This window comes from Buttiauxella sp. B2, assembly GCF_006376615.1.
Lineage (GTDB): Bacteria > Pseudomonadota > Gammaproteobacteria > Enterobacterales > Enterobacteriaceae > Buttiauxella.
The window spans coordinates 182,450-206,133 of record NZ_VEXQ01000003.1 but is presented as its reverse complement, the minus strand read 5'-3'; the positions used below and the strand labels follow the sequence as shown (position 1 = coordinate 206,133).

Here is a 23,684-nt window from a genome sequence, read left to right as displayed (position 1 = left end):
TGATTATTTTACTACTCTCACACCAAATGTTTTTCTTCCTCGAATGTTTTCGCAAATGCTTAGCGGATTGTCAAAGCAAAACATCGAAATTTAGTGGAACGTGCCATATATCTGGGGTACTTGACGATTATTCATCACTTTACCTGCGTGACTAATTACCCTGTTTAGATGGATTTTTATGCGGTTCATACCTATTCGCTTGTGGCTGATTGAGCACAGCTATTGCACATATAGTTAACACTTTCTCCAACACTGCCGTTGCACCCTTTTTTTAACCCGCCAAATTCCCTACAATCCCTCGATTGTCTGCCAACGAACAATGAGGATCTCATGGGCACCGCTAAACACAGTAAATTGCTAATTCTTGGCTCCGGCCCTGCGGGCTACACCGCAGCAGTCTACGCGGCACGCGCCAACCTCAAACCCGTTTTGATTACCGGGATGGAAAAAGGGGGTCAGCTAACCACTACGACCGAAGTTGAGAACTGGCCGGGTGATCCTAACGACCTGACTGGTCCTGCGTTAATGGAACGTATGCACGAGCATGCGACCAAATTCGAAACAGAAATTCTGTTCGATCACATTTCTAAAGTTGATCTGCAGAATCGTCCGTTCCGACTGACAGGCGACAGTGGTGAATACACATGCGATGCGTTAATCATCGCAACAGGCGCTTCAGCACGCTATTTAGGGTTGCCTTCTGAAGAGGCGTTTAAAGGCCGCGGTGTTTCCGCCTGTGCGACTTGTGACGGCTTCTTCTATCGCAATCAAAAAGTTGCGGTAATTGGCGGCGGTAACACCGCCGTTGAAGAAGCACTTTACCTGGCAAACATTGCTTCTGAAGTTCATTTGATTCACCGCCGCGACAGCTTCCGCGCCGAGAAAATCCTCATCAACCGTCTGATGGAGAAGGTGAAGAACGGCAATATCGTGCTGCACACTAACCGTACACTGGACGAAGTGACTGGCGATCAAATGGGTGTGAGCGGTTTGCGTCTGCGTGATGTACACAACACCGATACCACTGAAGAACTGGAAGTTGCAGGCTTGTTCGTGGCAATCGGTCACAGCCCGAACACGGCGATTTTTGCAGGTCAGTTAGAGCTTGAAAACGGCTACATCAAAGTACAGTCCGGTATTCATGGTAATGCAACACAAACAAGCATCCCGGGTGTGTTTGCCGCAGGTGATGTGATGGACCATATCTATCGTCAGGCGATTACATCCGCAGGTACCGGCTGTATGGCGGCACTGGATGCAGAACGTTACCTGGACGGCCTTGCCGAACAGAACAAGTAAATCTCGCCGCCCTCACAGGCAGTTTGAAGATACGTAAAGGCGACTGAATAGGTCGCCTTTATTTTGTCCTCGTTGTAACATTGCCCGCAAATTTTGCCTGATAATTCATTATCAACCTGCACTGGCAACCCATGAATAAGACCCGTCAACAAGAACTTAGCCGTTGGCTAAAAAACCAAAGTATTATCTCGCGCCGCTGGTTAGGACTTTCCCGTATTTTAGGGCTGGTCAGTGGGCTTTTGATTGTTGCACAAGCCTGGGTTTTAGCCCGGATGCTACAGCACATGATCATGGACGGCATCCCCCGCGAAGCCCTTTTACTGTTGTTCGTTATCCTGATACTGATTTTTGTATTACGTGCCTGGGTAGTGTGGTTGCGCGAAAAAGTCGGCTTTCACGCAGGGCTGCACATTCGCCAGGAAATTCGTCGCAAAGTGCTCAATCGCGTGCATGAAGCGGGCCCGGCCTGGATTCAGGGTAAACCTGTTGGTAGTTGGGCAACCCTGCTGCTTGAACAGATTGAGGATATGCACGATTACTACGCACGTTATCTGCCGCAAATGTCGCTTGCGGTAATGGTTCCAGTGCTGATTTTAATCGCAATTTTCCCATCTAATTGGGTCGCAGCACTTATTTTGCTGTGCACCGCCCCACTTATCCCGTTGTTTATGGCTATGGTGGGAATGGGAGCGGCCGATGCTAACCGCCGTAACTTCCAGGCACTCGCACGCTTGAGTGGGCATTTCCTTGACCGCTTACGCGGAATGGAAACGCTACGCCTGTTTAACCGTGGTAGTGCGGAAACAGAAAATATTCGCACCGCTTCTCAAGACTTCCGCCAGCGGACCATGGAAGTTTTACGCCTCGCGTTTCTTTCTTCCGGCGTGCTGGAGTTTTTCGCCTCTCTTTCGATTGCGTTGGTCGCGGTTTACTTCGGTTTCTCATATCTCGGTGAGCTTAATTTTGGCCACTACAGCACAGGCGTAACGCTATTTGCGGGCTTTTTGGCACTGATTCTGGCACCTGAGTTTTTCCAGCCATTACGCGACCTGGGCACTTTTTATCACGCAAAAGCGCAAGCAGTCGGTGCCGCAGATAGCCTGATGACATTCCTTGATGCGCCGTTACAACAGCGTAAACAAGGTAACGCACAATTTAATAGTAATGACCCCATCAGCATTGAAGCACGTGATTTGGTTATCACATCATCCGAAGAAAAACCACTCGCCGGGCCACTGAACTTTACCCTCTCAGCCGGACAGCGTGTGGTGCTGGTTGGGCAAAGTGGTGCGGGGAAAAGCTCTCTGCTAAACGTGCTATCTGGTTTTTTACATTATCAGGGGCAGCTATTAATCAATGGCGTTGAGCTTTCAGAGCTTGACCCTAAATGGTGGCGTGAACAACTCAGTTGGGTTGGGCAAAATCCTCAACTCCCGGCACCCACTATCCGTGAGAATGTTTTGTTAGCCGCACCAGATGCCAGCGCTGAGCGCTTAGCTGCCGCACTAGACAAAGCCTCCGTCAGTGAGTTTTTGCCATTATTACCTCAAGGAATTGACACGCCACTTGGTGATTCCGCAGCGCGTTTGTCGGTCGGACAAGCGCAACGTGTTGCCGTCGCCCGCGCCTTACTGATGCCATGTGGATTACTATTGCTGGACGAACCGGCCGCAAGCCTGGATGCCCACAGCGAACAACGTGTGATGGATGCGCTGAGCACCGCCTCACGTCAGCAAACCACATTGATGGTGACGCACCAGTTGGATTACATCAATGGCTGGGATGAAGTGTGGGTGATGCGAAATGGTCGCATCGTGCAGCAAGGTAATTTTGCAACGCTTGCCTCTCAGGAAGGCCCGTTCGCTACATTACTGGCTCATCGCCAGGAGGAGATTTAATGCGCGCGTTACTCCCCTATCTGGCGCTTTATTGCCGCCATAAATGGCTGCTGACACTTGGCGTGGTACTAGCAATTATCACGCTTCTGGCAAGCATTGGTTTACTGACACTTTCCGGCTGGTTCCTGTCGGCTTCAGCCGTGGTCGGTGTAGCGGGTATTTATAGTTTTAACTATATGCTGCCCGCGGCGGGCGTGCGTGCAGGTGCTATTACTCGTACTGCGGGGCGCTATTTTGAACGTCTGGTCAGCCACGATGCAACGTTCCGCGTGCTCCAGCATTTGCGCGTTTCCACATTCAGCAAACTACTTCCCCTATCCCCTGCTGGGCTGGCACGTTTTCGCCAGGGTGAATTACTCAACCGCCTTGTCGCAGACGTTGACACTTTAGATCACTTATATCTGCGCGTGATTTCGCCAATAGTTGGGGCATTTGTGGTGATTTTGGTGGTCACTTTCGGTTTGAGCTGGCTGGATGTTCATCTGGCTCTCACGCTCGGCGCTATTTTGATGGCGACATTGATCTTGTTACCCCCCGTATTTTATTACGCTGGGAAATCAACGGGTGAAGCGATTACGGTGCAACGCGGGCAATATCGTCAACAACTCACAGCCTGGTTACAAGGCCATGCTGAGCTCACTATTTTTGGTGCGACGCAACGTTACCGCCAGCAGCTTGATAAGACAGAAGATAGCTGGCAAGAAGCGCAACGCCGTCAGGCGGAGCTTACTGCGCTCTCACAAGCTGTAATGCTGCTTATTAGCGGTGCCGCAGTAATATTGATGCTGTGGATGGCAGCAGCAGGCGTTGATGGGAATACAACACCTGGCGCACTCATTGCGCTGTTTGTGTTCTGCGCGCTCGCCTCCTTTGAAGCACTGGCTCCGGTCACAGGAGCGTTCCAACATTTGGGGCAGGTTATCGCGTCTGCATTGCGGGTGACTGAAATCATCAGCCAAAAACCAGAAGTCGTTTTCTCGCAGCAACTTCATGCAGTACCTGAGCGTGTCGCACTGGACATTAGCAATCTAAGCTTTGCCTATCCTGAGCAATCTCAAATGGCGCTACGCGACGTTTCACTTAACGTTACAGCAGGCCAGCATGTCGCTATTTTGGGCCCAACAGGCTGTGGTAAATCGACGTTGCTTCAGTTGCTGACTCGTGCCTGGGAACCGCAACAAGGCGAAATTCGCCTGAATGGTGAAGCACTATGCCAATATGATGAAACAGCGCTACGCGCGTCCACCAGCGTCGTATCACAACGCGTTCATTTGTTTAGCGCCACCTTGCGTGACAACCTTTTGCTTGCCGCTCCACAGGCCAAAGACGAAGAATTAAACCAGGTTCTTACACACGTTGGTCTTGATAAATTGTTAGACGATGCAGGCCTTAATAGCTGGCTGGGTGAAGGTGGCCGACAGCTCTCAGGTGGTGAACTGCGCCGCCTGGCGATTGCGCGTGCGTTACTGCACGATGCACCGTTGTTCTTATTGGACGAACCGACAGAAGGTCTGGATGCTGAAACTGAGCGTCAGATTCTTGATTTACTAACTGAAGTGACCAAAAACAAAACGGTATTAATGGTCACTCATCGTCTGCGCGGACTTGCTGATTTCGACAATATAATTGTGATGGACAACGGAAAAATTATTGAGCAAGGTAATCATGCCGATTTAATGACTAGCGGTGGGCGTTATTATCATTTCCACCAGCGTTTGCAGGCTGTGTAATTGGTCTATTATCAATACTTATTGCTCCCTGGAGTTCAGAAGTCATGCGCCTTATTCAGCTTTCCCGTGACTCAATTGCCTTCCCTTCACCGGAAGGCGCGTTGCGTGAACCTAATGGATTACTGGCGCTAGGGGGCGATTTAAGTCCAGCTCGTTTGTTGATGGCTTATCAGCGCGGTATCTTCCCGTGGTTTTCGCCAGGCGACCCGATTTTATGGTGGTCGCCCGATCCGCGCGCAGTGCTTTTTCCTGAGCAGTTTCACCTGAGCCGCAGCATGAAGCGTTTCAATCGCAAATCTCCATACCGTGTAACGCTTAATCATGCATTCGAGCGCGTAATTGGTGATTGCGCCGATGACCGCGATGAAGGCACATGGATTACCCCTGACATCATTGATGCCTACGTACGCCTGCATGAATTGGGCCATGCTCATTCGGTCGAAGTCTGGGAAGGTGATGAATTGGTTGGCGGAATGTATGGCGTGGCGCAAGGTGCGTTGTTTTGTGGTGAGTCGATGTTCAGCCGCAGGGAAAATGCCTCGAAAACGGCGCTGCTGGTATTTTGCCAGCACTTTATGAGTTATGGCGGCAAGCTTATTGATTGTCAGGTACTTAATACTCATACCTCATCGCTGGGTGCAATAGAAATCCCTCGACGCGAATATCTGGAGCATTTGTCCATATTTCGCTCACATCATCTCGCATCTTATTGCTGGGTACCACAAATCCTGTCGTAACGATAATGTTTACGGCACATTACTGTTAAGAGTGTTATAATTAGCCCCGCAGAGTGAGCTCTGCTCATTACCCCGCCGCCGTTTGGGATTAGCTTTTACAGGGACCGCCCATCGTTTATCTCTTTGCAGCCCTCATCGTAAGCGCCAACAGTGCAGCTTTTGAGTGGGTTTTGGGTAATGCGCAAATTGCACTTTCGCTGGTGATTTCACCAACAATTCTTTACATGATACGTGAACTTGGGCATTATCTTGCCGGTTCAAAACTATGGTAGTGATACCCTCGAGGATTAGATGGCCAAAGAAGACAATATTGAAATGCAGGGTACCGTTCTTGATACGTTACCTAACACCATGTTCCGCGTTGAGCTGGAAAACGGGCACGTGGTAACCGCTCATATCTCCGGTAAAATGCGTAAAAACTATATCCGCATCCTGACGGGTGACAAAGTCACTGTAGAGCTGACCCCGTACGACCTGAGCAAAGGCCGCATTGTCTTCCGTAGTCGCTGATAGTTTTATTTAGCGCTGCGTTAACAGGCGGCGTAAACAATTTAGTAATAGAAAGGCCAGGTTAATAAATAACCTGGCCTTTTTTTATTGCGTCATTAATTAACTAATTAGTGTGCCGCTTCCGGCTTATGCTTCTGCGCGCTATGGAAGTCATAAATCAGTTTCTGATTATCTTTATCCAGCGCGACCGTCACCTGACCACCATCCACCAGTGAACCAAATAGCAGTTCGTTGGCGAGTGGTTTTTTCAGGTTGTCCTGAATAACACGCGTCATTGGGCGAGCACCCATCGAACGGTCATAGCCTTTTTCTGCCAGCCAATCACGTGCTTCCTGGCTCACTTCCAGAGACACACCTTTCTGATCCAACTGCACCTGAAGCTCGACAATAAATTTGTCGACCACCTGGTGAATCACATCCGTAGACAGATGGTTGAACCAAATAATGTTGTCCAGGCGGTTACGGAATTCTGGGGTAAAGATCTTCTTGATCTCTTCCATCGCATCGGTGCTGTTGTCCTGACGAATCAAGCCAATAGACTTACGTTCGGTTTCGCGAACACCTGCGTTGGTGGTCATGACCAGAATCACGTTACGGAAATCAGCCTTGCGCCCGTTGTTATCGGTCAGCGTACCGTTGTCCATTACCTGCAATAGCAGGTTAAAGACATCCGGGTGCGCTTTTTCGATTTCATCGAGCAGCAACACGGAGTGAGGATGTTTAATCACAGCATCCGTCAACAGACCGCCCTGGTCGAAACCAACGTAACCTGGAGGTGCACCAATCAAACGGCTCACGGTGTGGCGTTCCATGTATTCCGACATATCAAAACGCAGTAACTCAATGCCCAGCGATTTCGCTAACTGAACGGTCACTTCCGTTTTACCCACACCTGTTGGCCCAGCAAACAGGAATGAACCCACTGGTTTATGATCGTGTCCTAATCCAGCACGGCTCATTTTGATGGCTTCGGTTAATGCCTCAATAGCTTTATCCTGACCAAACACTAGCATTTTCAGACGCGAATCAAGACTTCTCAGCGTGTCGCGATCGCTTGCTGAAACACTCTTCTCTGGGATGCGAGCAATACGTGCAACCACGGTTTCGATGTCTGCGACATTGACCGTTTTCTTACGTTTACTCACCGGCATTAGGCGGCTACGCGCACCCGCTTCGTCTATAACATCAATGGCTTTATCTGGCAGATGGCGATCGTTGATGTACTTCACTGCCAGTTCTACCGCCGCACGAATCGCTTTCGCGGTATAACGCACGTCATGGTGCGCTTCGTATTTCGGTTTCAAGCCGTTAATGATTTGTACAGTTTCTTCAACGCTTGGCTCAGTAATATCAATCTTCTGGAAGCGACGAGCCAGAGCACGGTCTTTTTCGAAGATATTGCTGAACTCCTGGTAAGTGGTTGAACCGATTACGCGGATCTTGCCACTCGACAGCAGGGGCTTAATCAAGTTCGCTGCATCAACCTGCCCACCAGACGCTGCACCCGCACCAATAATGGTATGAATTTCATCTATAAACAGGATGCTGTTCTGATCCTGCTCGAGTTGTTTAAGCAACGCTTTGAAACGTTTTTCAAAGTCCCCGCGGTATTTAGTGCCCGCCAGCAACGAACCGATATCGAGTGAGTAAATCGTGCAATCAGCAATCACTTCAGGAACGTCGCCCTGCACGATACGCCAGGCAAGCCCTTCAGCAATCGCGGTTTTACCTACGCCTGACTCACCCACTAACAGCGGGTTATTTTTACGACGACGACAAAGAACCTGAATAGCGCGTTCGAGCTCTTTCTCGCGACCAATCAGCGGATCTATCCCTCCCACACGTGCAAGCTGGTTGAGATTGGTGGTGAAGTTTTCCATACGATCCTCCCCGCCTGCTTGCTCTTCATTGACCGGATTTTCTGCACCCGGTGCCTGGTTAGGTTCGTCTTTACGTGTTCCGTGAGAGATAAAGTTGACCACATCAAGTCGGCTAACTTCATGTTTACGCAGCAGATACGCTGCCTGAGATTCCTGCTCGCTGAAAATAGCGACCAGCACGTTTGCACCAGTCACTTCACTGCGACCAGAAGACTGGACGTGGAACACCGCACGTTGCAGCACACGCTGGAAGCTAAGCGTAGGTTGAGTGTCACGCTCTTCTTCACTGGCTGGCAGAACCGGTGTGGTTTGTTCGATGAAGGCCTCGAGTTCCTGTCGCAGCGCCACCAGGTCTACGCTACACGCTTCCAGCGCTTCACGAGCTGATGGGTTACTGAGCAATGCCAGTAACAGATGCTCGACAGTCATAAACTCATGTCGGTGCTCGCGCGCTCTGGCGAAAGCCATGTTTAAACTGAGTTCCAGTTCTTGATTGAGCATAGGCACCTCCCCCAAATTTTGCCTTCTTCAGGCTTTTTCTAGCGTACACAACAATGGATGCTCATGCTCCCTTGCATACTGGTTCACTAACGCGACTTTGGTTTCCGCTACTTCTGCAGTAAAAATGCCACAGATAGCTTTACCCTGATAGTGCACAGTGAGCATCAATTGCGTTGCACGTTCTACATCATAAGAAAAGAACTTTTGCAGCACGTCAATAACAAATTCCATCGGCGTGTAGTCATCGTTCATTAACATAACTTTATACATCGAAGGTGGTTTCAGCGCTTCGCGCAGTTTATCACCCACTAGCTGGTCAAAATCCAACCAATCGTTCGTCTTACCCATTGCAAATCGTCATCATGTTTAATCGCCCATTGTCATTAAGGCGAAGCCCATAGGTTGAGTGTAATACGCTTTCAATTAACGTGACTCATCATGTTCAAAAGGGACAGTAATTCGCAATCGAGAGCTCTGTCACATTAATCACAATAGCGTTAACTGCTTCAAATTTTTGATTCATTTTCGCTCGCCCCCCCCTGTGCAACGCTTGACGACATGGTTAATTTATCTACATTGTACAAGCGTGAGTTGGCGAGGTTTTGAACAGCCCGTCCTCACCCACCGGTTCATTCCATCTCACTTATAAGATTTACGAAGGATGTAGAAGCATGGAGACGGGTACAGTTAAATGGTTCAATAACGCCAAAGGGTTCGGTTTTATTTGCCCTGAGGGCGGCGGCGAAGACATCTTCGCTCATTACTCCACCATTCAGATGGATGGTTACAGAACGCTTAAAGCCGGACAAACAGTCAGGTTTGATGTACATCAGGGGCCAAAAGGCAATCACGCCAGTTTGATTGTGCCTCTGGAACTCGAAGCAGAGGCGGTAGCCTGACCCTTTTATTTCATTGTGTACATCCCCAAGTCAAAATGCCAGCCCATAGGCTGGCATTTTTATAACCAAACGTAATACCTCAGATGAAAATCATTCACGCGCCAGTGCGTCAATAGGATTCAATCTCGCGGCATTTCTCGCCGGTAGCCAACCAAAAATAATTCCTGTGGCAGTCGAACAGGCAAACGCTGTTAACAGTGCCATCGGTGAAAAACCAATTTCCCAACCGGGCAATACCAACTGCAAAGTGAAGGCAATTAACAGGGATAATGATATCCCCAACGCGCCGCCCACCAGGCACACCAGCACAGCTTCAATCAAAAACTGCTGCAATACATCGCTTGCGCGAGCGCCGACCGCCATGCGAATGCCAATCTCTTTGGTTCGCTCTGTCACCGACACCAGCATGATATTCATTACGCCAATCCCACCAACTAATAACGAAATCACCGCCACTAATGTCAGGAACAGCTGAAGAGTACGTGTGGTCTTTTCCGCCGTTTTCAACAGGCCATCCATATTGTAGGTGAAGAAATCCTTCTTACCGTGACGCAGTTGCAACAAACGGTTGAGTTGCTGCTCGGCTTCGTGGCTGTTATAGCCTTCGTTCACGCGCACCGTGATGGAGTTCAACCAGCTTTGCCCCATCACACGTCCGGCCATGGTGTTATAGGGCAACCAGACACGCAGAATTTTGCTACTGCCAAACATCGACTGCTTCTCTTGCACCACACCAATCACCGTTGCAGGCATATTCCCCACCAACACGATTTCCCCAACGACTTTGGCTTTATCAGGAAATAGCTGGCGCTTGGTATTGCTGTCCAGTACTACCACCTGTGCACGGCCTGCTAGTTGCTCGTCGTTAAACGTATTGCCTTCGCTGAAGGTCATCCCATAAACGTTGAAATACTGGCTGCTGACGCCGTTCACACTTGCGGCGGCATCTACGTTGCCATAGCGCACCCGTAAATTGCTCGACAGCGAAGGCGTTGCAGAGCTAACCCACGGCTGTTGGCTAATCGCTGCCAGGTCATCATATTTTAGAGCCTGCTGATATTGCGGATCGTCGTCGCCAAAATCTTTGCCAGGATAAACATCAATCGTGTTAGTGCCAATAGAGCGAATATCCTGCAGCACCATCTGTTTTGCCGCGTCGCCGACAATCACAATCGACACCACCGAAGCAATACCAATAATGATGCCGAGCATGGTCAACAGCGTGCGCATTTTATTCGCCGCCAGCGCAAGCCACGCCATTGTTAATGCTTCACGGAAACTGCTGATGGTTTGCTGGAATGCCGAGTTGGTCGGCTGGATTTTCACTTCTTTCTGCGCAGTAGGTTGCTGCGCCACCGACGGTGGATTACTGATAATTTCGCCGTCGCGAATTTCGATAACACGCTGCGCCTGGGCCGCAATAGACGGGTCATGTGTCACGATGATGACCGTATGGCCCTGTTCGCACAGTTGCTTTAACGTCGCCATCACTTCTTCGCCAGAATGGCTATCCAACGCACCGGTCGGTTCATCGGCAAGTATCACCTGCCCACCGTTCATTAAAGCACGTGCGATACTGACACGTTGCTGCTGCCCACCTGAAAGCTGAGACGGTCGATAATCAACACGATCAGCAAGCCCGAGGCGCATTAGCAAAGCACGTGCTCGTTGTTGGCGATACACGCGCGCAGTCCCGGCGTACACGGCTGGCACTTCCACGTTTTGTGTTGCATTCAGATGCGACAACAAATGATAGCGCTGGAAGATAAAACCAAAATGTTCGCGGCGTAACGTAGCAAGCGCGTCGTTATCAAGCAGCGCGACGTCCTGCCCGGCGACTTTATAGCTGCCGCTGGTCGGTTTATCCAGGCAACCGAGAATATTCATCAGCGTTGATTTGCCCGAGCCTGATGTCCCGACAATCGCCACCATTTCACCGGTTTCAATGGTGATGTTAATGCCTTTAAGCACCTCAACTTGTTCGTCACCCGACGGATAGCTACGGCGAATATCCCGTAGCTCAAGCAGTGCCGTCATAGCGAGCTCCCGGGTGATGTTCGCCCAATGACCACTTCTTCGCCTTCAGTCAGGCCGTTGGCGACTTGCACTTGAGTGTCATTACGCATCCCGATAGTAATTTCCCTGTCACGGGTTTCGCCGTTGCGCAGTACAGAAACTTTATAGCGGCTATCGCCAACCGGTTCGCCAAGTGCGGCAAGAGGAATGGTTAACACGTCTTTCACTCCACCCAGTTGAATATGCACTTGCGCCGTCATCTCCAGACGCAACACTCCTTTCGGGTTTGGAACTTCAAACCGGGCGTTATAGAAAATAGCTTCGTTCACCTTCACCGGAGTGGGTAGAATATCGATAAGTACCCCTTCATAGCGCGTCAGGGGATCGCCAAGAACGGTGAACCATGCTTTTTGTCCCGATTTAAGATGAATAACATCGGCCTCGGAAACCTGCGCTTTCACCAGCATGGTGCTAAGGTCTGCAAGCGTCAGAATATTCGGCGCTTGCTGTGCAGCAATCACCGTCTGGCCTTGTTTAGTGGTGATTTCAGTGACTTCACCGGCCATTGGCGCAACAATCTGTGTGTAATCGAGATTGGTTTTTGCCGTATCTAAAGACGCCTGATTACGTTTAATTTGTGCATCAATAGTCCCGATTTGTGCCTGCCTGACTTCAAGATCGGTCACCGCCGTGTCTAGATCTTGCTGCGATACAGCCTGCGTTTTTGCCAGAGCTCGTTGGCGATTTAACGTCACCTGCGCCAGTTTGGCTTGTGCAACCGCCTGGCGTCGCTGTGCGCGTAACTCCATTAACGTCGCTTCAACTTCCTTAATTTGGTTTTGCGCCTGTTCTGGATCGATAACCCCTAACAGCTGATCTTTTTTAACTTTATCGCCAATATTCACCGACAACGTTTTTAACTGCCCACTGACCTGCGCGCCCACGTCAACTTTACGCAACGCATCAAGCTTACCCGTTGCGAGCACGCTTTGTTGCAGCTCACCTTTACGCACAATCATGGTTTGATAAACCGGCGCAGGGGCATTTAAAAACTGCCAAAGCCAAATACCAAACAGCAATACCAACATGCCCAGAAGCCAATAACGTTTTTTTATTTTTCCCTTGAATCTCATAGGTATCCTGCAAACAGACTGGCTAATTAAATAGAGTATCAACAAAAGTCGCGAACCCGTAACAGCCTGGTCGGTGATTGAATATTCGTTGAGCTAACAAATGGTGAAATTACACCATTGCTCCTCAACCTGGTTTCAATTATGTCGCCAATTACCGTAGACGAATTCATATCAACCACTCAACTCAATGGCTGGCAGTTGTTTCTTTCCTTAGCAAAAGGACAATGGATGCCGGGAAGTGCCTGGAGTGACCCGGCTTATCGTCGGAAGTTTGTCCTTCGCTCGCTGGCAAGCCCGCTGGTTACCGCGCGTTTACTGACCGATTTATCACAGCAACCTTTGTTACAAAAGCTACTTACCGTGCAACCAGGCCTGCCTTGCCGGGTTCATCGCCCATATTTGGCGGCGAATTTTAATCGCAAGGCGGCGGTTAAAGCATTGTCTTTTCACTATCACGTACTGGCTCGTGCGCTACCTGAGCGCTTGTTGCAACAGCACTATTCAGCCAGCGGTGCGCATCTGGCAACAATAACGGGTAAAGATGAGAACTTCTACCATCTTGATTTATGCGCCATCGCTAATGTCGATAAAGAAGGCGAAGCGACGATAATCTTGACCCGACATGATGGCGTTACCCTCGCGGGATTAACGTTCACGCTATGCCAGCACCTGGGGAAATCCACTTTGTTTATTGGTGGATTGCAGGGCGCGAGAAGCGATACCCCGCATGAATACATTCAGCACGCCACTAAAGCATGTCACGGTTTATTCCCTAAACGTCTGGTACTTGAAGCTGCCAGTCTGCTTGCTCGTCATTTAGGCGTTAGCCAAATTCTGGCGGTGAGCAACAGTGCGCATATCTACCGTTCATGGCGCTATTTGAAAAAGAAAAAAGACAAAATCCATGCCGATTACGATAGCTTCTGGGAGTCGATGAACGGTGAGTTATTGCATGGGGGATTTTTTGATCTGCCACTGGGCATGTCACGTAAACCCATTGAGGAAATTGCCAGCAAGAAACGGGCTGAATATCGTCGCCGCTTCAGTTTGTTGGATGACATGATGGAACAAATTGCAGATAAACTTTAAGCTCTGGCCGGGCTAATCTGCCCGGCCACGCGCAAGCCATAAAACGCGTGAAAACATTTTACGCAGCAATGACGGCACAGCATCCACACCTCGTCTTCCTGCTTCCATCGCCACTTCAATTGCCAAATCAGGTTTGGAAGAACGATGAATGGCTTTCACGATAACTCGACGCATATTCATCGGCACATTTTCGGGAATTTGTGCCACGCGATGAAAGACATCGGCAAAACCCTGACGGTACATGAAATGTTCCATGTCCATTGCTGGCAGTATCGTTAAATGGTCGCGCTCCTGGTCGCGGTCATTTTCCAGAATACCGCGCACCGTGGCTGCGTATTTTTTCCCGGCTTCATCACCATCCACCAGAACATGCCATTCAATACCCATACGCCGAGCAAACTTAATTAATGGGCGAAGTCCCGACTGCGCAAACTCGATAACCTTCACCCCTTCAGCATCGAAATGATGCCCGCACTGACGCGCCAGTTCGTTCATCACCCACACTTCCGTTTCTCCCTCTACCAACAGCCAACAACGCGCAAACAAAGAGGAGGCTCGATTAAAGCGAATATGAAACGCAATGCGACGGCTATCTTCAGCATTCATCCCACCGGGGCCCAGTCGCCAGGCGGCAACTTTTGAGGACTCACGCACCAGGCGGCAGACGTTTTCCACTGGAGTGAGCGATAATAGTTCGCCGGAGTTAGTGGTGGTGATTTTTTGCAGTGGCAGCAGGTTTAATAAATGCCAGGCCACCGACAACATAATGGGATGCAGACGCGTTTCAGGATCTTCCACCAGCAATAATGGACGAGCATCTTTATCCAACGCCACGCTGCCTTTTGCTTGCAGCAACGTTGAAAACATCCCAAGCAAAATCATGCGGTGAGCGCGGCTATTGGGTTTGTCTATCATGCGGTTGATGATATCCAGATAACGCCAACTGCGTTGTTCATCATGCGAATGACGCCGTAATAAACGATGCCGCGCCACAGCACCCTGCTCCGAAAAATAGTGCTCAAGCAATTGCACCATTGCTGACAAACCCTGGCGTAGCTGTGCATCAGTAAGATTTTGCGGACGCGACACCAGCTCACGCGCCAGAAAATCAAGCTGCCGTGCAGTCATTTCTGTTTCGGGCATTGCGGGAATGCTGTCATTGCGTAAGCGCCGCATAAAACGCGCATCACGCAAACGCAGAACGGGATTAAGGCGTATGATTTGTTTTGCCATGTCATCGATGTCATCAAACTCAATGGCATGGCCTTTGTTATCAAGAAAACTGCGCATTGTCATAATGGAGCCGTCTTCTGCAAGCTCTCCGACCAGGCGATACAATATGCGCTGATAACCATCACTCCCTTCTACCCACACAGGCCCAAGCGAACGATAACGCCGCCCAAGATGATGGCCAGGCGCCGTCTCCCGAAATGTCAGCACAATGTGCAAATGGTGTTCCCTGCCTTGCACATCGCCTGGCGGGAAATAGAAGTCATCACGATTGAAGTGATAAAGCGTTTCATGCGGGGACAACAGCAAGGTTAGTGCATCCAGCAAGCTGGATTTACCCCACGCGTTTTCACCGATCAACACGTTATTCTGCTCGAGCATTAACGAAAGACGGTTAATACCCCTGAATCCGACTATCTCCACACGCTCGAGGAACATAACCCCTCCGGATTGGTTGATGCTTTCCTTACTACAATCAACTATACCCTAAATAGTTCAAGATGCCGCGAGGCAGAGAACGAAGATGCCATTACCTGTTACTTGCCCAACAGTCATAAAGTGCGATCAATACAAGAACATTCTTATTTTATTAATAATCCCTCGATACTTCCAACGTACTTATTATTAATGGAATACCATATCATTGCCCCAAATCAATTTTTTCAGAATTAGTAGACTAGTTCTAACTTAACGAATTCATTAATATTACTGCTCTTTTATTATTAACGTTACGTCACTAATAGTTGTAAAAACAATAACCGGGGAGATGCTGTTATTTATCTCACCCGTGATTCATTTTTTAATTACAGAGGTGGTTATGCTCAGGAAATTAGCGGCAGAATTCTTTGGTACGTTCTGGTTGGTATTTGGTGGTTGTGGCAGTGCGGTGCTGGCGGCCGCATATCCTGAATTAGGGATAGGTTTTGCCGGTGTTGCATTAGCATTTGGTTTAACTGTATTAACGATGGCTTATGCCGTTGGGCATATTTCCGGTGGTCACTTTAACCCGGCGGTAACTCTGGGTTTATGGGCTGGCGGTCGTTTCCCGGCAAAAGAAGTAATTGGCTATATTGTTGCACAAGTCATTGGCGGTATCGTTGCGGCCGGTATTCTTTATTTAATTGCCAGCGGTAAAAGTGGTTTCGATGCAGCGGCAAGCGGCTTTGCTTCAAATGGTTATGGCGAACATTCGCCAGATCATTATTCCATGCTATCCGCAATTATTATTGAAATCGTATTAACCTGTGGCTTCTTGATTGTCATTCATGGCGCAACAGACAAATTTGCTCCGGCAGGTTTTGCACCGATTGCTATCGGTCTGGCTCTAACCCTGATTCACTTGATTAGTATTCCTGTCACCAATACCTCAGTGAACCCCGCGCGTAGTACTGCGGTTGCCATCTTCCAGGGTGGTTGGGCACTGCAACAGCTGTGGCTGTTCTGGTTGATGCCAATCATTGGCGGTATTTTAGGTGGCTTGATTTACCGTACATTGTTAGAAAAACGCAACTAATTCGCTGTAGCTTCCCAGGGCGGATAAACACAAGCTTTATCCGCCCTGGGTAATTCCTCCCATAGCGTACCGCTCCTGCATAAAAACCCTCTTTTTTCGTAGCTTTACTCGTTCCCTTTCTTTGGGTAGTGTGACATACGCCGTTACTTCTATTGCAAGGATTGTCCGCACCATGTTTTCGGGATTGTTAATTATATTAGTACCGCTGATCGTCGGTTATCTCATTCCTCTCAAACAAACCAGTCTGTTAAAACTCATTAATCGCCTATTGAGCTGGATTGTGTATGTGATTTTGTTTTTCATGGGGATCAGTCTCGCTTTTCTCGACAACCTGGCAAGTAACCTGCTGGCGATATTTCATTACGCGGCGGTCACCGTCGTGGTTCTATTACTCTGTAATGCTGCGGCACTGCTTTGGCTTGAACGTTCCATGCCATGGCGACACAACCACGAGCAAGAAAAACTCCCCTCTCGAATTGCAATGGCTCTGGAATCACTAAAACTGTGCGGCGTGGTGGTCGGTGGTTTCCTGGTCGGACTGACGGGGTTACCGATACTGCATCACGCAACCGACGCCAGCGAATACACACTGATCTTCCTGCTATTACTGGTAGGTATTCAACTGCGAAATAGCGGCATGACGCTAAAGCAGATTGTGCTCAATCGCCGTGGCATGATTGTCGCCGTAGTCGTCGCCCTCAGCTCACTGGCGGGTGGTGTTATCAATGCCTTTATTCTCGACCTGCCGATTAAAACTGGATTGGCTATGGCATCAGGTTTCGGTTGGTACTCGCTTTCCGGTATTTTGATGACGGAATCCTACGGGCCAGTGATTGGCAGTGCCTCGTTCTTCAACGATCTGGCGCGAGAGCTGGTTGCTATCATGCTGATTCCAGGTCTGGTGCGCCGCAGTCGCTCAACTGCACTTGGGTTGTCTGGTGCTACATCAATGGACTTTACGCTGCCAGTATTACAACGCAGCGGTGGTCTGGAAATTGTGCCAGCAGCAATTGTTCACGGGTTTATCCTTAGCTTGCTGACACCTCTGCTAATGGCATTTTTCGCCTCCTGATACCTCGTTGGCGGTAGGTTCCTGCCGCCAAATTTGCGCTAAATCAATCTCCATCTAAGTTGCATGAAAAATCTCTTTTCCCTATGTCGCACTGAGCATAACCTTAAACATGTATATTAAATATAACTTTAAAAGGTACGATCATGTTTTGTGTGCAATGTGAACAAACAATCCGCACCCCAGCGGGCAACGGCTGCTCTTACGCGCAGGGCATGTGCGGTAAAACAGCTGAAACGTCAGATCTGCAAGACCTGTTGATCGCCACGCTGCAAGGTTTATCCGCCTGGGCACTGGCTGCACGTGAAGTGGGTATCATCGATCACGAGATTGATAACTTTGCACCGCGTGCCTTTTTCTCAACCCTGACCAACGTTAACTTCGATTCCCCACGTATCGTCGGTTACGCGCAAGAAGCCATCTCGCTGCGCGAAACTCTGAAGGCTCGCAGCCTCGAGATTAACCCGAACATTACCGTTACCCATCCAATGGCTGAACTGCAATTAGTCAGCAACGATTTGGGCGACCTGCAACGTCAGGCGGCTGAATTTGCGCCAAACCGCGATAAAGCAGAAATTGGTGAAGACATTCTGGGCCTGCGTCTGTTGTGCTTGTACGGCCTGAAAGGTGCCGCTGCGTATATGGAACACGCCCACGTACTCGGCCAGTACGACAACGACATCTACGCGCAATACCATAAAATTATGGCGTGGCTCGGCACCTGGCCTGCTGACATGGGCGCACTGCTTGAGTGCTCCATGGAAATCGGCCAGATGAACTTCAAAGTGATGAGCATTCTGGATCTCGGCGAAACTGAGAAATACGGGCACCCAACGCCAACGCAAGTAAACGTTCGCCCTGTTGCAGGCAAATGTATTTTGATTTCCGGCCACGACCTGAAAGATTTGTACCACTTGCTTGAGCAAACTGAAGGTACAGGCGTCAATGTCTATACCCACGGCGAAATGCTGCCAGCACACGGCTACCCTGAACTACGCAAGTTCAAACATCTGGTCGGTAATTACGGCAGCGGTTGGCAAAACCAGCAGGTCGAATTCGCCCGCTTCCCAGGCCCTATTGTGATGACATCAAACTGCATCATTAACCCGGAAGTAGGCTCCTATACCGACCGCATCTGGACACGCAGCATTGTCGGCTGGCCTGGCGTTAGTCACCTCGAAGGTGATGATTTCACCTCCGTAATTACGCAAGCACAGCAAATGGCTGGTTTCCAGTACAGCGAAATCGAACACCTGATTACGGTCGGTTTTGGCCGCCAGACTTTACTGGGTGCCGCCGATACGCTGATTGACCTGGTGAGCCGTGAAAAACTGCGCCATATATTCCTGGTTGGCGGTTGTGACGGCGAACGTGGCGAACGCAGCTACTTCACTGATTTTGCTACCAGCGTGCCAAAAGATTGCCTGATCCTGACACTTGCCTGCGGTAAATATCGCTTCAATAAACTGGACTTCGGCGATATCGAAGGTCTGCCACGCCTGGTGGATGCGGGTCAGTGTAACGATGCTTACTCTGCAATTATCCTTGCGGTAACTCTTGCCGAAAAACTGGGTTGTGGTGTGAACGACCTGCCGCTGAGCCTGGTGCTTTCCTGGTTCGAGCAAAAAGCGATTGTTATCCTGCTGACCCTGCTGTCGTTGGGCGTTACGAATATTGTCACCGGCCCAACCGCACCAGGCTTCCTGACGCCAAATCTGCTGGCTGTGCTGAACGAGAAATTTGGCCTGCGTGCCATTACCACCGTTGAGCAAGATATCGAACAGTTGATGAGCGCATAAGGAGAAGCCATGACTATGCCAACGCCGCTGTGCCCGTATCGCATGCAGGTACATCATATTCACCAGGAAACGCCGGATGTCTGGACGTTATCGCTGATTAATCACGATTTCTATCCATACAAAGCTGGGCAATATACGCTGGTGAGCATTCGTAACCGTGATGAAACGCTGCGTGCTTATACCATTTCGTCCACACCAGGACTCAGCCCATTCGTGACGCTGACAGTCCGTCGTATCGAAAATGGCGTTGGTTCCGAGTGGCTAACCCAGGATGTGAAAGTTGGCGATTATCTGTGGCTGTCTGAAGGCCTGGGTGAATTTAGCTGTGAAAACCTGGCGACCAACCGTTATCTGTTGATAGCGGCGGGTTGTGGCGTGACGCCGATTATGGCGATGCGCCGCTGGCTGGCAAAACACCGCCCGCAGGCAGACGTGCAGGTTATTTATAACGTTCGTTCGCCGGAAGATGTCATTTTCGCACAGGAATGGAGCAACTATCCGCTGACGCTGATTGCTGAAAATAACGCGACACAGGGTTTTATCGCCGGGCGTTTAACGCATGAAATTCTTGCGGCAGTACCGGATATTGCTTCACGAACCGTCATGACCTGCGGCCCCGCGCCGTATATGGAATTGGTCGAGAAAGAAGTTAAAGCGCTGGGTGTGAGCGAATTTTACTCTGAAAAATTCTTTACCCCAGTTGCGACCCCCGTACAAAGCGGTTTGAAATTCACCACATTAAAACCTCTGCGCGAGTTCTACGCACCAGTCGGCAGTACGTTGTTGGCAGCGATGGAAAGTAACAGCATTCCGGTGAATGCGGCTTGCCGCGCTGGCGTATGCGGGAGTTGCAAAACCAAAATCGAATCGGGTGATTACACGGTAAGCAGCACCATGACCCTGAGCGAGGCAGAAATTGCTAACGGTTATGTATTGGCTTGTTCATGCCACCCGCAAAGCGATTTAGTGATGGCGTAAACCGTATTTAATAGGCAGGGAATGCAACATTTCCCGCCTATTAAACTCATCGCCAGGCTGAGTTTTCTGCCAGAGAATAACGCCCCGCACCTGAAAACATCACCGCAATAGCCCCCAGGAAGAAATAGACCAGGCTTTCAATTGCCCAGGTCCCTGTTTTATCGAGCATAAACGTCTTATCCGTTCCCACCAGCAACCAGGCAACCACCATAGTAAACGCCAGCACAAGTGCAGCAGGACGCGTCAACACGCCAAGAATGACCAAACAAGGCGCAACAACTTCCCCGATCAAAACGCCATAGGCGATAAACTCAGGTAGCCCGTGGGAAACCAGCATGCCTTTAATCGGCCCAACCCCATCAAATAATTTATGTAGGCCATGAAAAAGCATTAACCCACCAACGGCCAGTCGCAAGATTAACTTCCCCAAATCATCCTTTGCCAGTGCACCATTTACTGCATTTAACAATTTATTAACCATTTGAAATGCAACCCGTCCTGAGTGATAACGAGAATAATTTACACTTAATATTCTGTTACAGATACCCCCTGAATTAGAAGGGCATTATCCGGCCAGTTCAGCGACTTGGGCTACGCTTATTAGTTCGACCATCATGTGACAAGGAGAACCAATGAAACAGAACGTAGCCGCATATCTGGCAAAAACGCTCGAAAGTGCGGGAGTGAAACGAATCTGGGGTGTCACTGGCGATTCCCTCAATGGGCTAAGCGATAGCCTGAACCGCATGGGCACCATTCAATGGATGCCAACGCGCCATGAAGAGGTCGCCGCTTTTGCCGCAGGTGCGCAAGCGCATCTTTCAGGTGAACTAGCGGTGTGCGCTGGTTCCTGCGGGCCTGGCAACCTCCATTTAATTAATGGTCTGTTCGACTGCCATCGCAACCGTGTTCCGGTGCTGGCGATTGCCGCACATATTCCCTCCAGCGAAATTGGCAGCGGCTATTTTCAGGAGACACATCCAGAGGAGTTATTCCGCGAATGCAGCCATTACTGTGAACTGGTGTCATCCCCGGAACAAATCCCGCAGGTTCTTGCGATTGCCATGCGCAAAGCGATACTAAACCGTGGCGTTTCAGTCGTCGTGCTACCGGGCGATGTGGCGCTTAAGCCCGCGCCTGAAACCGCCAGCACGCACTGGTACCCGGCTCCACAACCCATTGTTGTACCGCCACACGACGAGCTGAAAAAACTGGCGCAGCTGCTGCGATACCACGACAACATTGCCCTGATGTGCGGCAGCGGTTGTGCCGGTGCGCATGAAGAACTGGTGCAATTTGCCGCCAAGCTTAAAGCGCCGATTGTTCACGCATTGCGCGGTAAAGAACACGTTGAGTACGATAATCCTTATGACGTTGGCATGACTGGGCTGATTGGTTTTTCATCGGGGTTCCACACCATGATGAACGCCGACACGCTGATTCTGCTCGGCACGCAATTCCCTTATCGTGCCTTCTACCCCACTGATGCAAAAATTATTCAAATTGATATCAACCCTGGCAGCATCGGCGCGCACAGCAAAGTGGATATGGCGCTAGTCGGGGACATTAAAGCCACACTTGCGGCATTGATTCCGCTTTTGGAAGAAAAAACTGATCGCAGCTTCCTCGATAAAGCGCTGGATAATTACCGTAAAGCGCGTGAAGACCTGGACGAACTGGCGCAACCTGGCGATGGCAAAATTATCCATCCGCAATATGTTGCACAGCAAATCAGTAAATATGCTGATGAAGACGCTATTTTCACCTGCGACGTCGGCACACCTACTGTCTGGGCTGCGCGCTATCTGAAAATGAACGGCAAACGCAGGCTGATCGGTTCCTTTACCCACGGTTCGATGGCCAACGCCATGCCACAAGCACTGGGCGCAAAAGCGACAGCACCAGACCGACAGGTTATTGCCATGTGCGGCGACGGCGGTTTCAGCATGCTGATGGGGGATTTTCTTTCAGTGGTGCAAATGAAACTGCCAATCAAAATCGTGGTGTTCAACAACAGCGTGCTGGGTTTTGTGGCAATGGAAATGAAAGCCGGTGGTTACCTGACAGACGGCACAGAATTACACGATACTAACTTTGCCAATATCGCCACTGCCTGCGGTATCACCGGTATTCGCGTTGAAAAAGCAGCGGATCTGGATAACGCCCTGCAACGCGCCCTGAGTATTGATGGCCCAGTACTAGTAGACGTTGTTGTCGCCAAAGAAGAGTTAGCTATCCCACCACAAATCAAACTTGAACAAGCCAAAGGGTTCAGCCTCTATATGTTGCGCGCCATCATCAACGGACGTGGTGATGAAGTTATCGAACTGGCGAAAACCAACTGGTTCCGGTAAAACAGAGGTTTATTGTGGATAATAATAAGGACCCACCGTGATTGATTTGCGCAGCGACACAGTAACCCGCCCGAGCGATGAAATGCTCAAACGTATGATGGCCGCACCAACTGGTGATGACGTATACGGTGATGATCCTACCGTCAATGAATTGCAAGATTACGCGGCCAAAATAAGCGGCAAAGAAGCAGCGCTATTTCTACCTACCGGCACCCAGGCAAACCTGGTGGCTCTGTTAAGCCATTGCGAGCGCGGCGAAGAATATATTGTTGGGCAACTTGCGCATAATTATCTCTATGAAGCCGGTGGTGCTGCGGTATTAGGCAGTATTCAACCGCAACCAATTGATGCCAACCCTGACGGTTCTCTGCCGCTTGATAAAGTTGCCGCGAAAATCAAACCTGACGATATCCACTTTGCACGCACTAAATTACTCAGTCTCGAAAACACTCATAACGGCAAAGTATTACCGCGCGAGTACCTCAAACAAGCCTGGGAATTTAGCCGCAACCATAACCTGGCATTGCATGTTGACGGTGCGCGTATCTTCAATGCCGTGGTGGCATATGGCTGCACGCTTGAAGAAGTGGTGCGCTATTGCGATACCTTCACGATTTGTCTCTCAAAAGGCCTGGGAGCACCTGTCGGTTCACTTTTAGTCGGTAGCCGTGAATACATTAAGCGTGCAACTCGCTGGCGCAAAATGGTCGGTGGTGGCATGCGTCAGGCAGGCATTCTGGCGGCTGCAGGTTTATATGCTCTTGAGAATAACGTGCAGCGCTTGCAAACCGACCACGACAACGCCCATTGGCTGGCAGGGGAATTACGTGAAATTGGTGTCGATGTCACTCGCCAGGATACCAATATGGTGTTTGTTCGCGTTCCGGTTGAGCAAGCCGAAAGCCTCGGAAATTTCATGAAAGAGCGAGGCATTTTGATGAGTGCCGGGCCAATCACTCGTTTGGTGACTCATCTTGACGTGAACCGCCAGCAGTTGGCCGAATTGGTTTCCCACTGGCAGGCATTTTTACAGCGTTAAGCTGAGGATC

Annotated in this window: 19 protein-coding genes; 13 read left to right on the top strand and 6 right to left on the bottom strand. The window is 49.9% G+C overall.

Annotated features, from left to right (window positions below; translation table 11 throughout):
- Positions 1–330 precede the first annotated feature (330 nt).
- The 5 genes from trxB to infA all read left to right on the top strand — a co-directional run bounded on the left by trxB (position 331) and on the right by infA (position 6,174).
- A complete protein-coding gene (trxB, locus tag FH968_RS05950) occupies positions 331–1,299 on the top strand; it encodes a thioredoxin-disulfide reductase (protein ID WP_139878224.1) in 969 nt (322 codons plus the stop codon).
- A gap of 131 nt (positions 1,300–1,430) precedes the next feature.
- Entirely contained in the window at positions 1,431–3,197 is a 1,767-nt protein-coding gene (gene cydD / locus FH968_RS05945; RefSeq protein ID WP_139878223.1) for a cysteine/glutathione ABC transporter permease/ATP-binding protein CydD, read from the top strand.
- On the top strand, positions 3,197–4,927 hold the full coding sequence (gene cydC, locus FH968_RS05940; RefSeq protein WP_139878222.1) for a cysteine/glutathione ABC transporter ATP-binding protein/permease CydC: 1,731 nt from the start codon (positions 3,197–3,199) through the stop codon (positions 4,925–4,927). Before cydD ends, cydC begins: the two co-directional genes overlap by 1 nt.
- Positions 4,928–4,971: 44 nt before the next feature.
- Positions 4,972–5,664, top strand: coding sequence for a leucyl/phenylalanyl-tRNA--protein transferase (aat, locus tag FH968_RS05935; RefSeq protein ID WP_139878221.1), 693 nt, complete (start codon positions 4,972–4,974; stop codon positions 5,662–5,664).
- A 291-nt stretch (positions 5,665–5,955) separates the two neighbouring features.
- The gene (gene infA, locus FH968_RS05930) at positions 5,956–6,174 is read left to right on the top strand and encodes a translation initiation factor IF-1 (protein ID WP_002211347.1); all 219 of its coding nucleotides are present in this window, start codon (positions 5,956–5,958) and stop codon (positions 6,172–6,174) included.
- 107 nt (positions 6,175–6,281) lie between these two features.
- Here infA and clpA read toward each other — a convergent pair whose 3' ends face one another.
- The gene (gene clpA, locus FH968_RS05925) at positions 6,282–8,555 is read right to left on the bottom strand and encodes an ATP-dependent Clp protease ATP-binding subunit ClpA (protein WP_139878220.1); all 2,274 of its coding nucleotides are present in this window, start codon (positions 8,553–8,555) and stop codon (positions 6,282–6,284) included.
- Positions 8,556–8,582: 27 nt separating this feature from the next.
- Entirely contained in the window at positions 8,583–8,903 is a 321-nt protein-coding gene (gene clpS / locus FH968_RS05920) for an ATP-dependent Clp protease adapter ClpS (RefSeq protein ID WP_034456405.1), read from the bottom strand.
- Between the two features lie 323 nt (positions 8,904–9,226).
- Between clpS and cspD the strand changes: the two genes are divergently transcribed.
- Positions 9,227–9,454: a cold shock-like protein CspD gene (gene cspD / locus FH968_RS05915; protein ID WP_139878219.1), complete on the top strand. Its 228-nt coding sequence runs from the start codon at positions 9,227–9,229 to the stop codon at positions 9,452–9,454.
- A gap of 90 nt (positions 9,455–9,544) precedes the next feature.
- On the opposite strand, the gene macB is transcribed toward cspD, so the two are convergent.
- Positions 9,545–11,491 (bottom strand): macrolide ABC transporter ATP-binding protein/permease MacB, encoded by a 1,947-nt coding sequence (gene macB, locus FH968_RS05910; RefSeq protein WP_139878218.1) that lies wholly within the window; start codon positions 11,489–11,491, stop codon positions 9,545–9,547.
- Positions 11,488–12,603 carry a macrolide transporter subunit MacA gene (gene macA / locus FH968_RS05905; RefSeq protein WP_139878217.1) on the bottom strand — a complete coding sequence of 372 codons (1,116 nt, stop codon included), beginning with the start codon at positions 12,601–12,603 and terminating at the stop codon, positions 11,488–11,490. Before macA ends, macB begins: the two co-directional genes overlap by 4 nt.
- Before the next feature lie 141 nt (positions 12,604–12,744).
- Between macA and FH968_RS05900 the strand changes: the two genes are divergently transcribed.
- Entirely contained in the window at positions 12,745–13,692 is a 948-nt protein-coding gene (locus tag FH968_RS05900) for a VirK/YbjX family protein (protein WP_139878216.1), read from the top strand.
- Between the two features lie 12 nt (positions 13,693–13,704).
- On the opposite strand, the gene FH968_RS05895 is transcribed toward FH968_RS05900, so the two are convergent.
- Positions 13,705–15,360: an ATP-dependent endonuclease gene (locus FH968_RS05895; protein ID WP_139878215.1), complete on the bottom strand. Its 1,656-nt coding sequence runs from the start codon at positions 15,358–15,360 to the stop codon at positions 13,705–13,707.
- A gap of 379 nt (positions 15,361–15,739) precedes the next feature.
- Here FH968_RS05895 and aqpZ point away from each other — a divergent pair, with 379 nt between their 5' ends.
- The 4 genes from aqpZ (at position 15,740) to hcr (ending at position 20,281) form a co-directional block, all read left to right on the top strand.
- On the top strand, positions 15,740–16,435 hold the full coding sequence (gene aqpZ / locus FH968_RS05890) for an aquaporin Z (RefSeq protein WP_139878214.1): 696 nt from the start codon (positions 15,740–15,742) through the stop codon (positions 16,433–16,435).
- 172 nt (positions 16,436–16,607) lie between these two features.
- A complete protein-coding gene (locus FH968_RS05885; protein ID WP_139878213.1) occupies positions 16,608–17,507 on the top strand; it encodes a lysine exporter LysO family protein in 900 nt (299 codons plus the stop codon).
- Between the two features lie 143 nt (positions 17,508–17,650).
- Positions 17,651–19,303 carry a hydroxylamine reductase gene (gene hcp, locus FH968_RS05880; protein ID WP_139878212.1) on the top strand — a complete coding sequence of 551 codons (1,653 nt, stop codon included), beginning with the start codon at positions 17,651–17,653 and terminating at the stop codon, positions 19,301–19,303.
- 9 nt (positions 19,304–19,312) lie between these two features.
- Positions 19,313–20,281 (top strand): NADH oxidoreductase, encoded by a 969-nt coding sequence (gene hcr, locus FH968_RS05875; protein WP_139878211.1) that lies wholly within the window; start codon positions 19,313–19,315, stop codon positions 20,279–20,281.
- A 46-nt stretch (positions 20,282–20,327) separates the two neighbouring features.
- On the opposite strand, the gene FH968_RS05870 is transcribed toward hcr, so the two are convergent.
- Positions 20,328–20,762, bottom strand: a complete 435-nt coding sequence (locus FH968_RS05870; protein ID WP_139878210.1) for a DoxX family protein — start codon at positions 20,760–20,762, stop codon at positions 20,328–20,330.
- 151 nt (positions 20,763–20,913) lie between these two features.
- On the opposite strand from FH968_RS05870, the gene poxB reads away from it, so the two are divergent.
- Complete coding sequence (gene poxB / locus FH968_RS05865) at positions 20,914–22,635, top strand: ubiquinone-dependent pyruvate dehydrogenase (RefSeq protein WP_139878209.1); 1,722 nt, start codon at positions 20,914–20,916, stop codon at positions 22,633–22,635.
- 37 nt (positions 22,636–22,672) lie between these two features.
- Positions 22,673–23,674, top strand: a complete 1,002-nt coding sequence (ltaE, locus tag FH968_RS05860; RefSeq protein ID WP_139878208.1) for a low-specificity L-threonine aldolase — start codon at positions 22,673–22,675, stop codon at positions 23,672–23,674.
- Positions 23,675–23,684: the final 10 nt, after the last annotated feature.

What these genes read in the sequence shown, in the direction of transcription:
- trxB (WP_139878224.1), top strand. Translation starts at nt 331, where the DNA reads ATGGGCACCGCTAAACACAGTAAATTGCTAATTCTTGGCTCCGGCCCT.
- cydD (WP_139878223.1), top strand. Translation starts at nt 1,431, where the DNA reads ATGAATAAGACCCGTCAACAAGAACTTAGCCGTTGGCTAAAAAACCAA.
- cydC (WP_139878222.1), top strand. Translation starts at nt 3,197, where the DNA reads ATGCGCGCGTTACTCCCCTATCTGGCGCTTTATTGCCGCCATAAATGG.
- aat (WP_139878221.1), top strand. Translation starts at nt 4,972, where the DNA reads ATGCGCCTTATTCAGCTTTCCCGTGACTCAATTGCCTTCCCTTCACCG.
- infA (WP_002211347.1), top strand. Translation starts at nt 5,956, where the DNA reads ATGGCCAAAGAAGACAATATTGAAATGCAGGGTACCGTTCTTGATACG.
- clpA (WP_139878220.1), bottom strand. Translation starts at nt 8,555, where the DNA reads ATGCTCAATCAAGAACTGGAACTCAGTTTAAACATGGCTTTCGCCAGA.
- clpS (WP_034456405.1), bottom strand. Translation starts at nt 8,903, where the DNA reads ATGGGTAAGACGAACGATTGGTTGGATTTTGACCAGCTAGTGGGTGAT.
- cspD (WP_139878219.1), top strand. Translation starts at nt 9,227, where the DNA reads ATGGAGACGGGTACAGTTAAATGGTTCAATAACGCCAAAGGGTTCGGT.
- macB (WP_139878218.1), bottom strand. Translation starts at nt 11,491, where the DNA reads ATGACGGCACTGCTTGAGCTACGGGATATTCGCCGTAGCTATCCGTCG.
- macA (WP_139878217.1), bottom strand. Translation starts at nt 12,603, where the DNA reads ATGAGATTCAAGGGAAAAATAAAAAAACGTTATTGGCTTCTGGGCATG.
- FH968_RS05900 (WP_139878216.1), top strand. Translation starts at nt 12,745, where the DNA reads ATGTCGCCAATTACCGTAGACGAATTCATATCAACCACTCAACTCAAT.
- FH968_RS05895 (WP_139878215.1), bottom strand. Translation starts at nt 15,360, where the DNA reads ATGTTCCTCGAGCGTGTGGAGATAGTCGGATTCAGGGGTATTAACCGT.
- aqpZ (WP_139878214.1), top strand. Translation starts at nt 15,740, where the DNA reads ATGCTCAGGAAATTAGCGGCAGAATTCTTTGGTACGTTCTGGTTGGTA.
- FH968_RS05885 (WP_139878213.1), top strand. Translation starts at nt 16,608, where the DNA reads ATGTTTTCGGGATTGTTAATTATATTAGTACCGCTGATCGTCGGTTAT.
- hcp (WP_139878212.1), top strand. Translation starts at nt 17,651, where the DNA reads ATGTTTTGTGTGCAATGTGAACAAACAATCCGCACCCCAGCGGGCAAC.
- hcr (WP_139878211.1), top strand. Translation starts at nt 19,313, where the DNA reads ATGACTATGCCAACGCCGCTGTGCCCGTATCGCATGCAGGTACATCAT.
- FH968_RS05870 (WP_139878210.1), bottom strand. Translation starts at nt 20,762, where the DNA reads ATGGTTAATAAATTGTTAAATGCAGTAAATGGTGCACTGGCAAAGGAT.
- poxB (WP_139878209.1), top strand. Translation starts at nt 20,914, where the DNA reads ATGAAACAGAACGTAGCCGCATATCTGGCAAAAACGCTCGAAAGTGCG.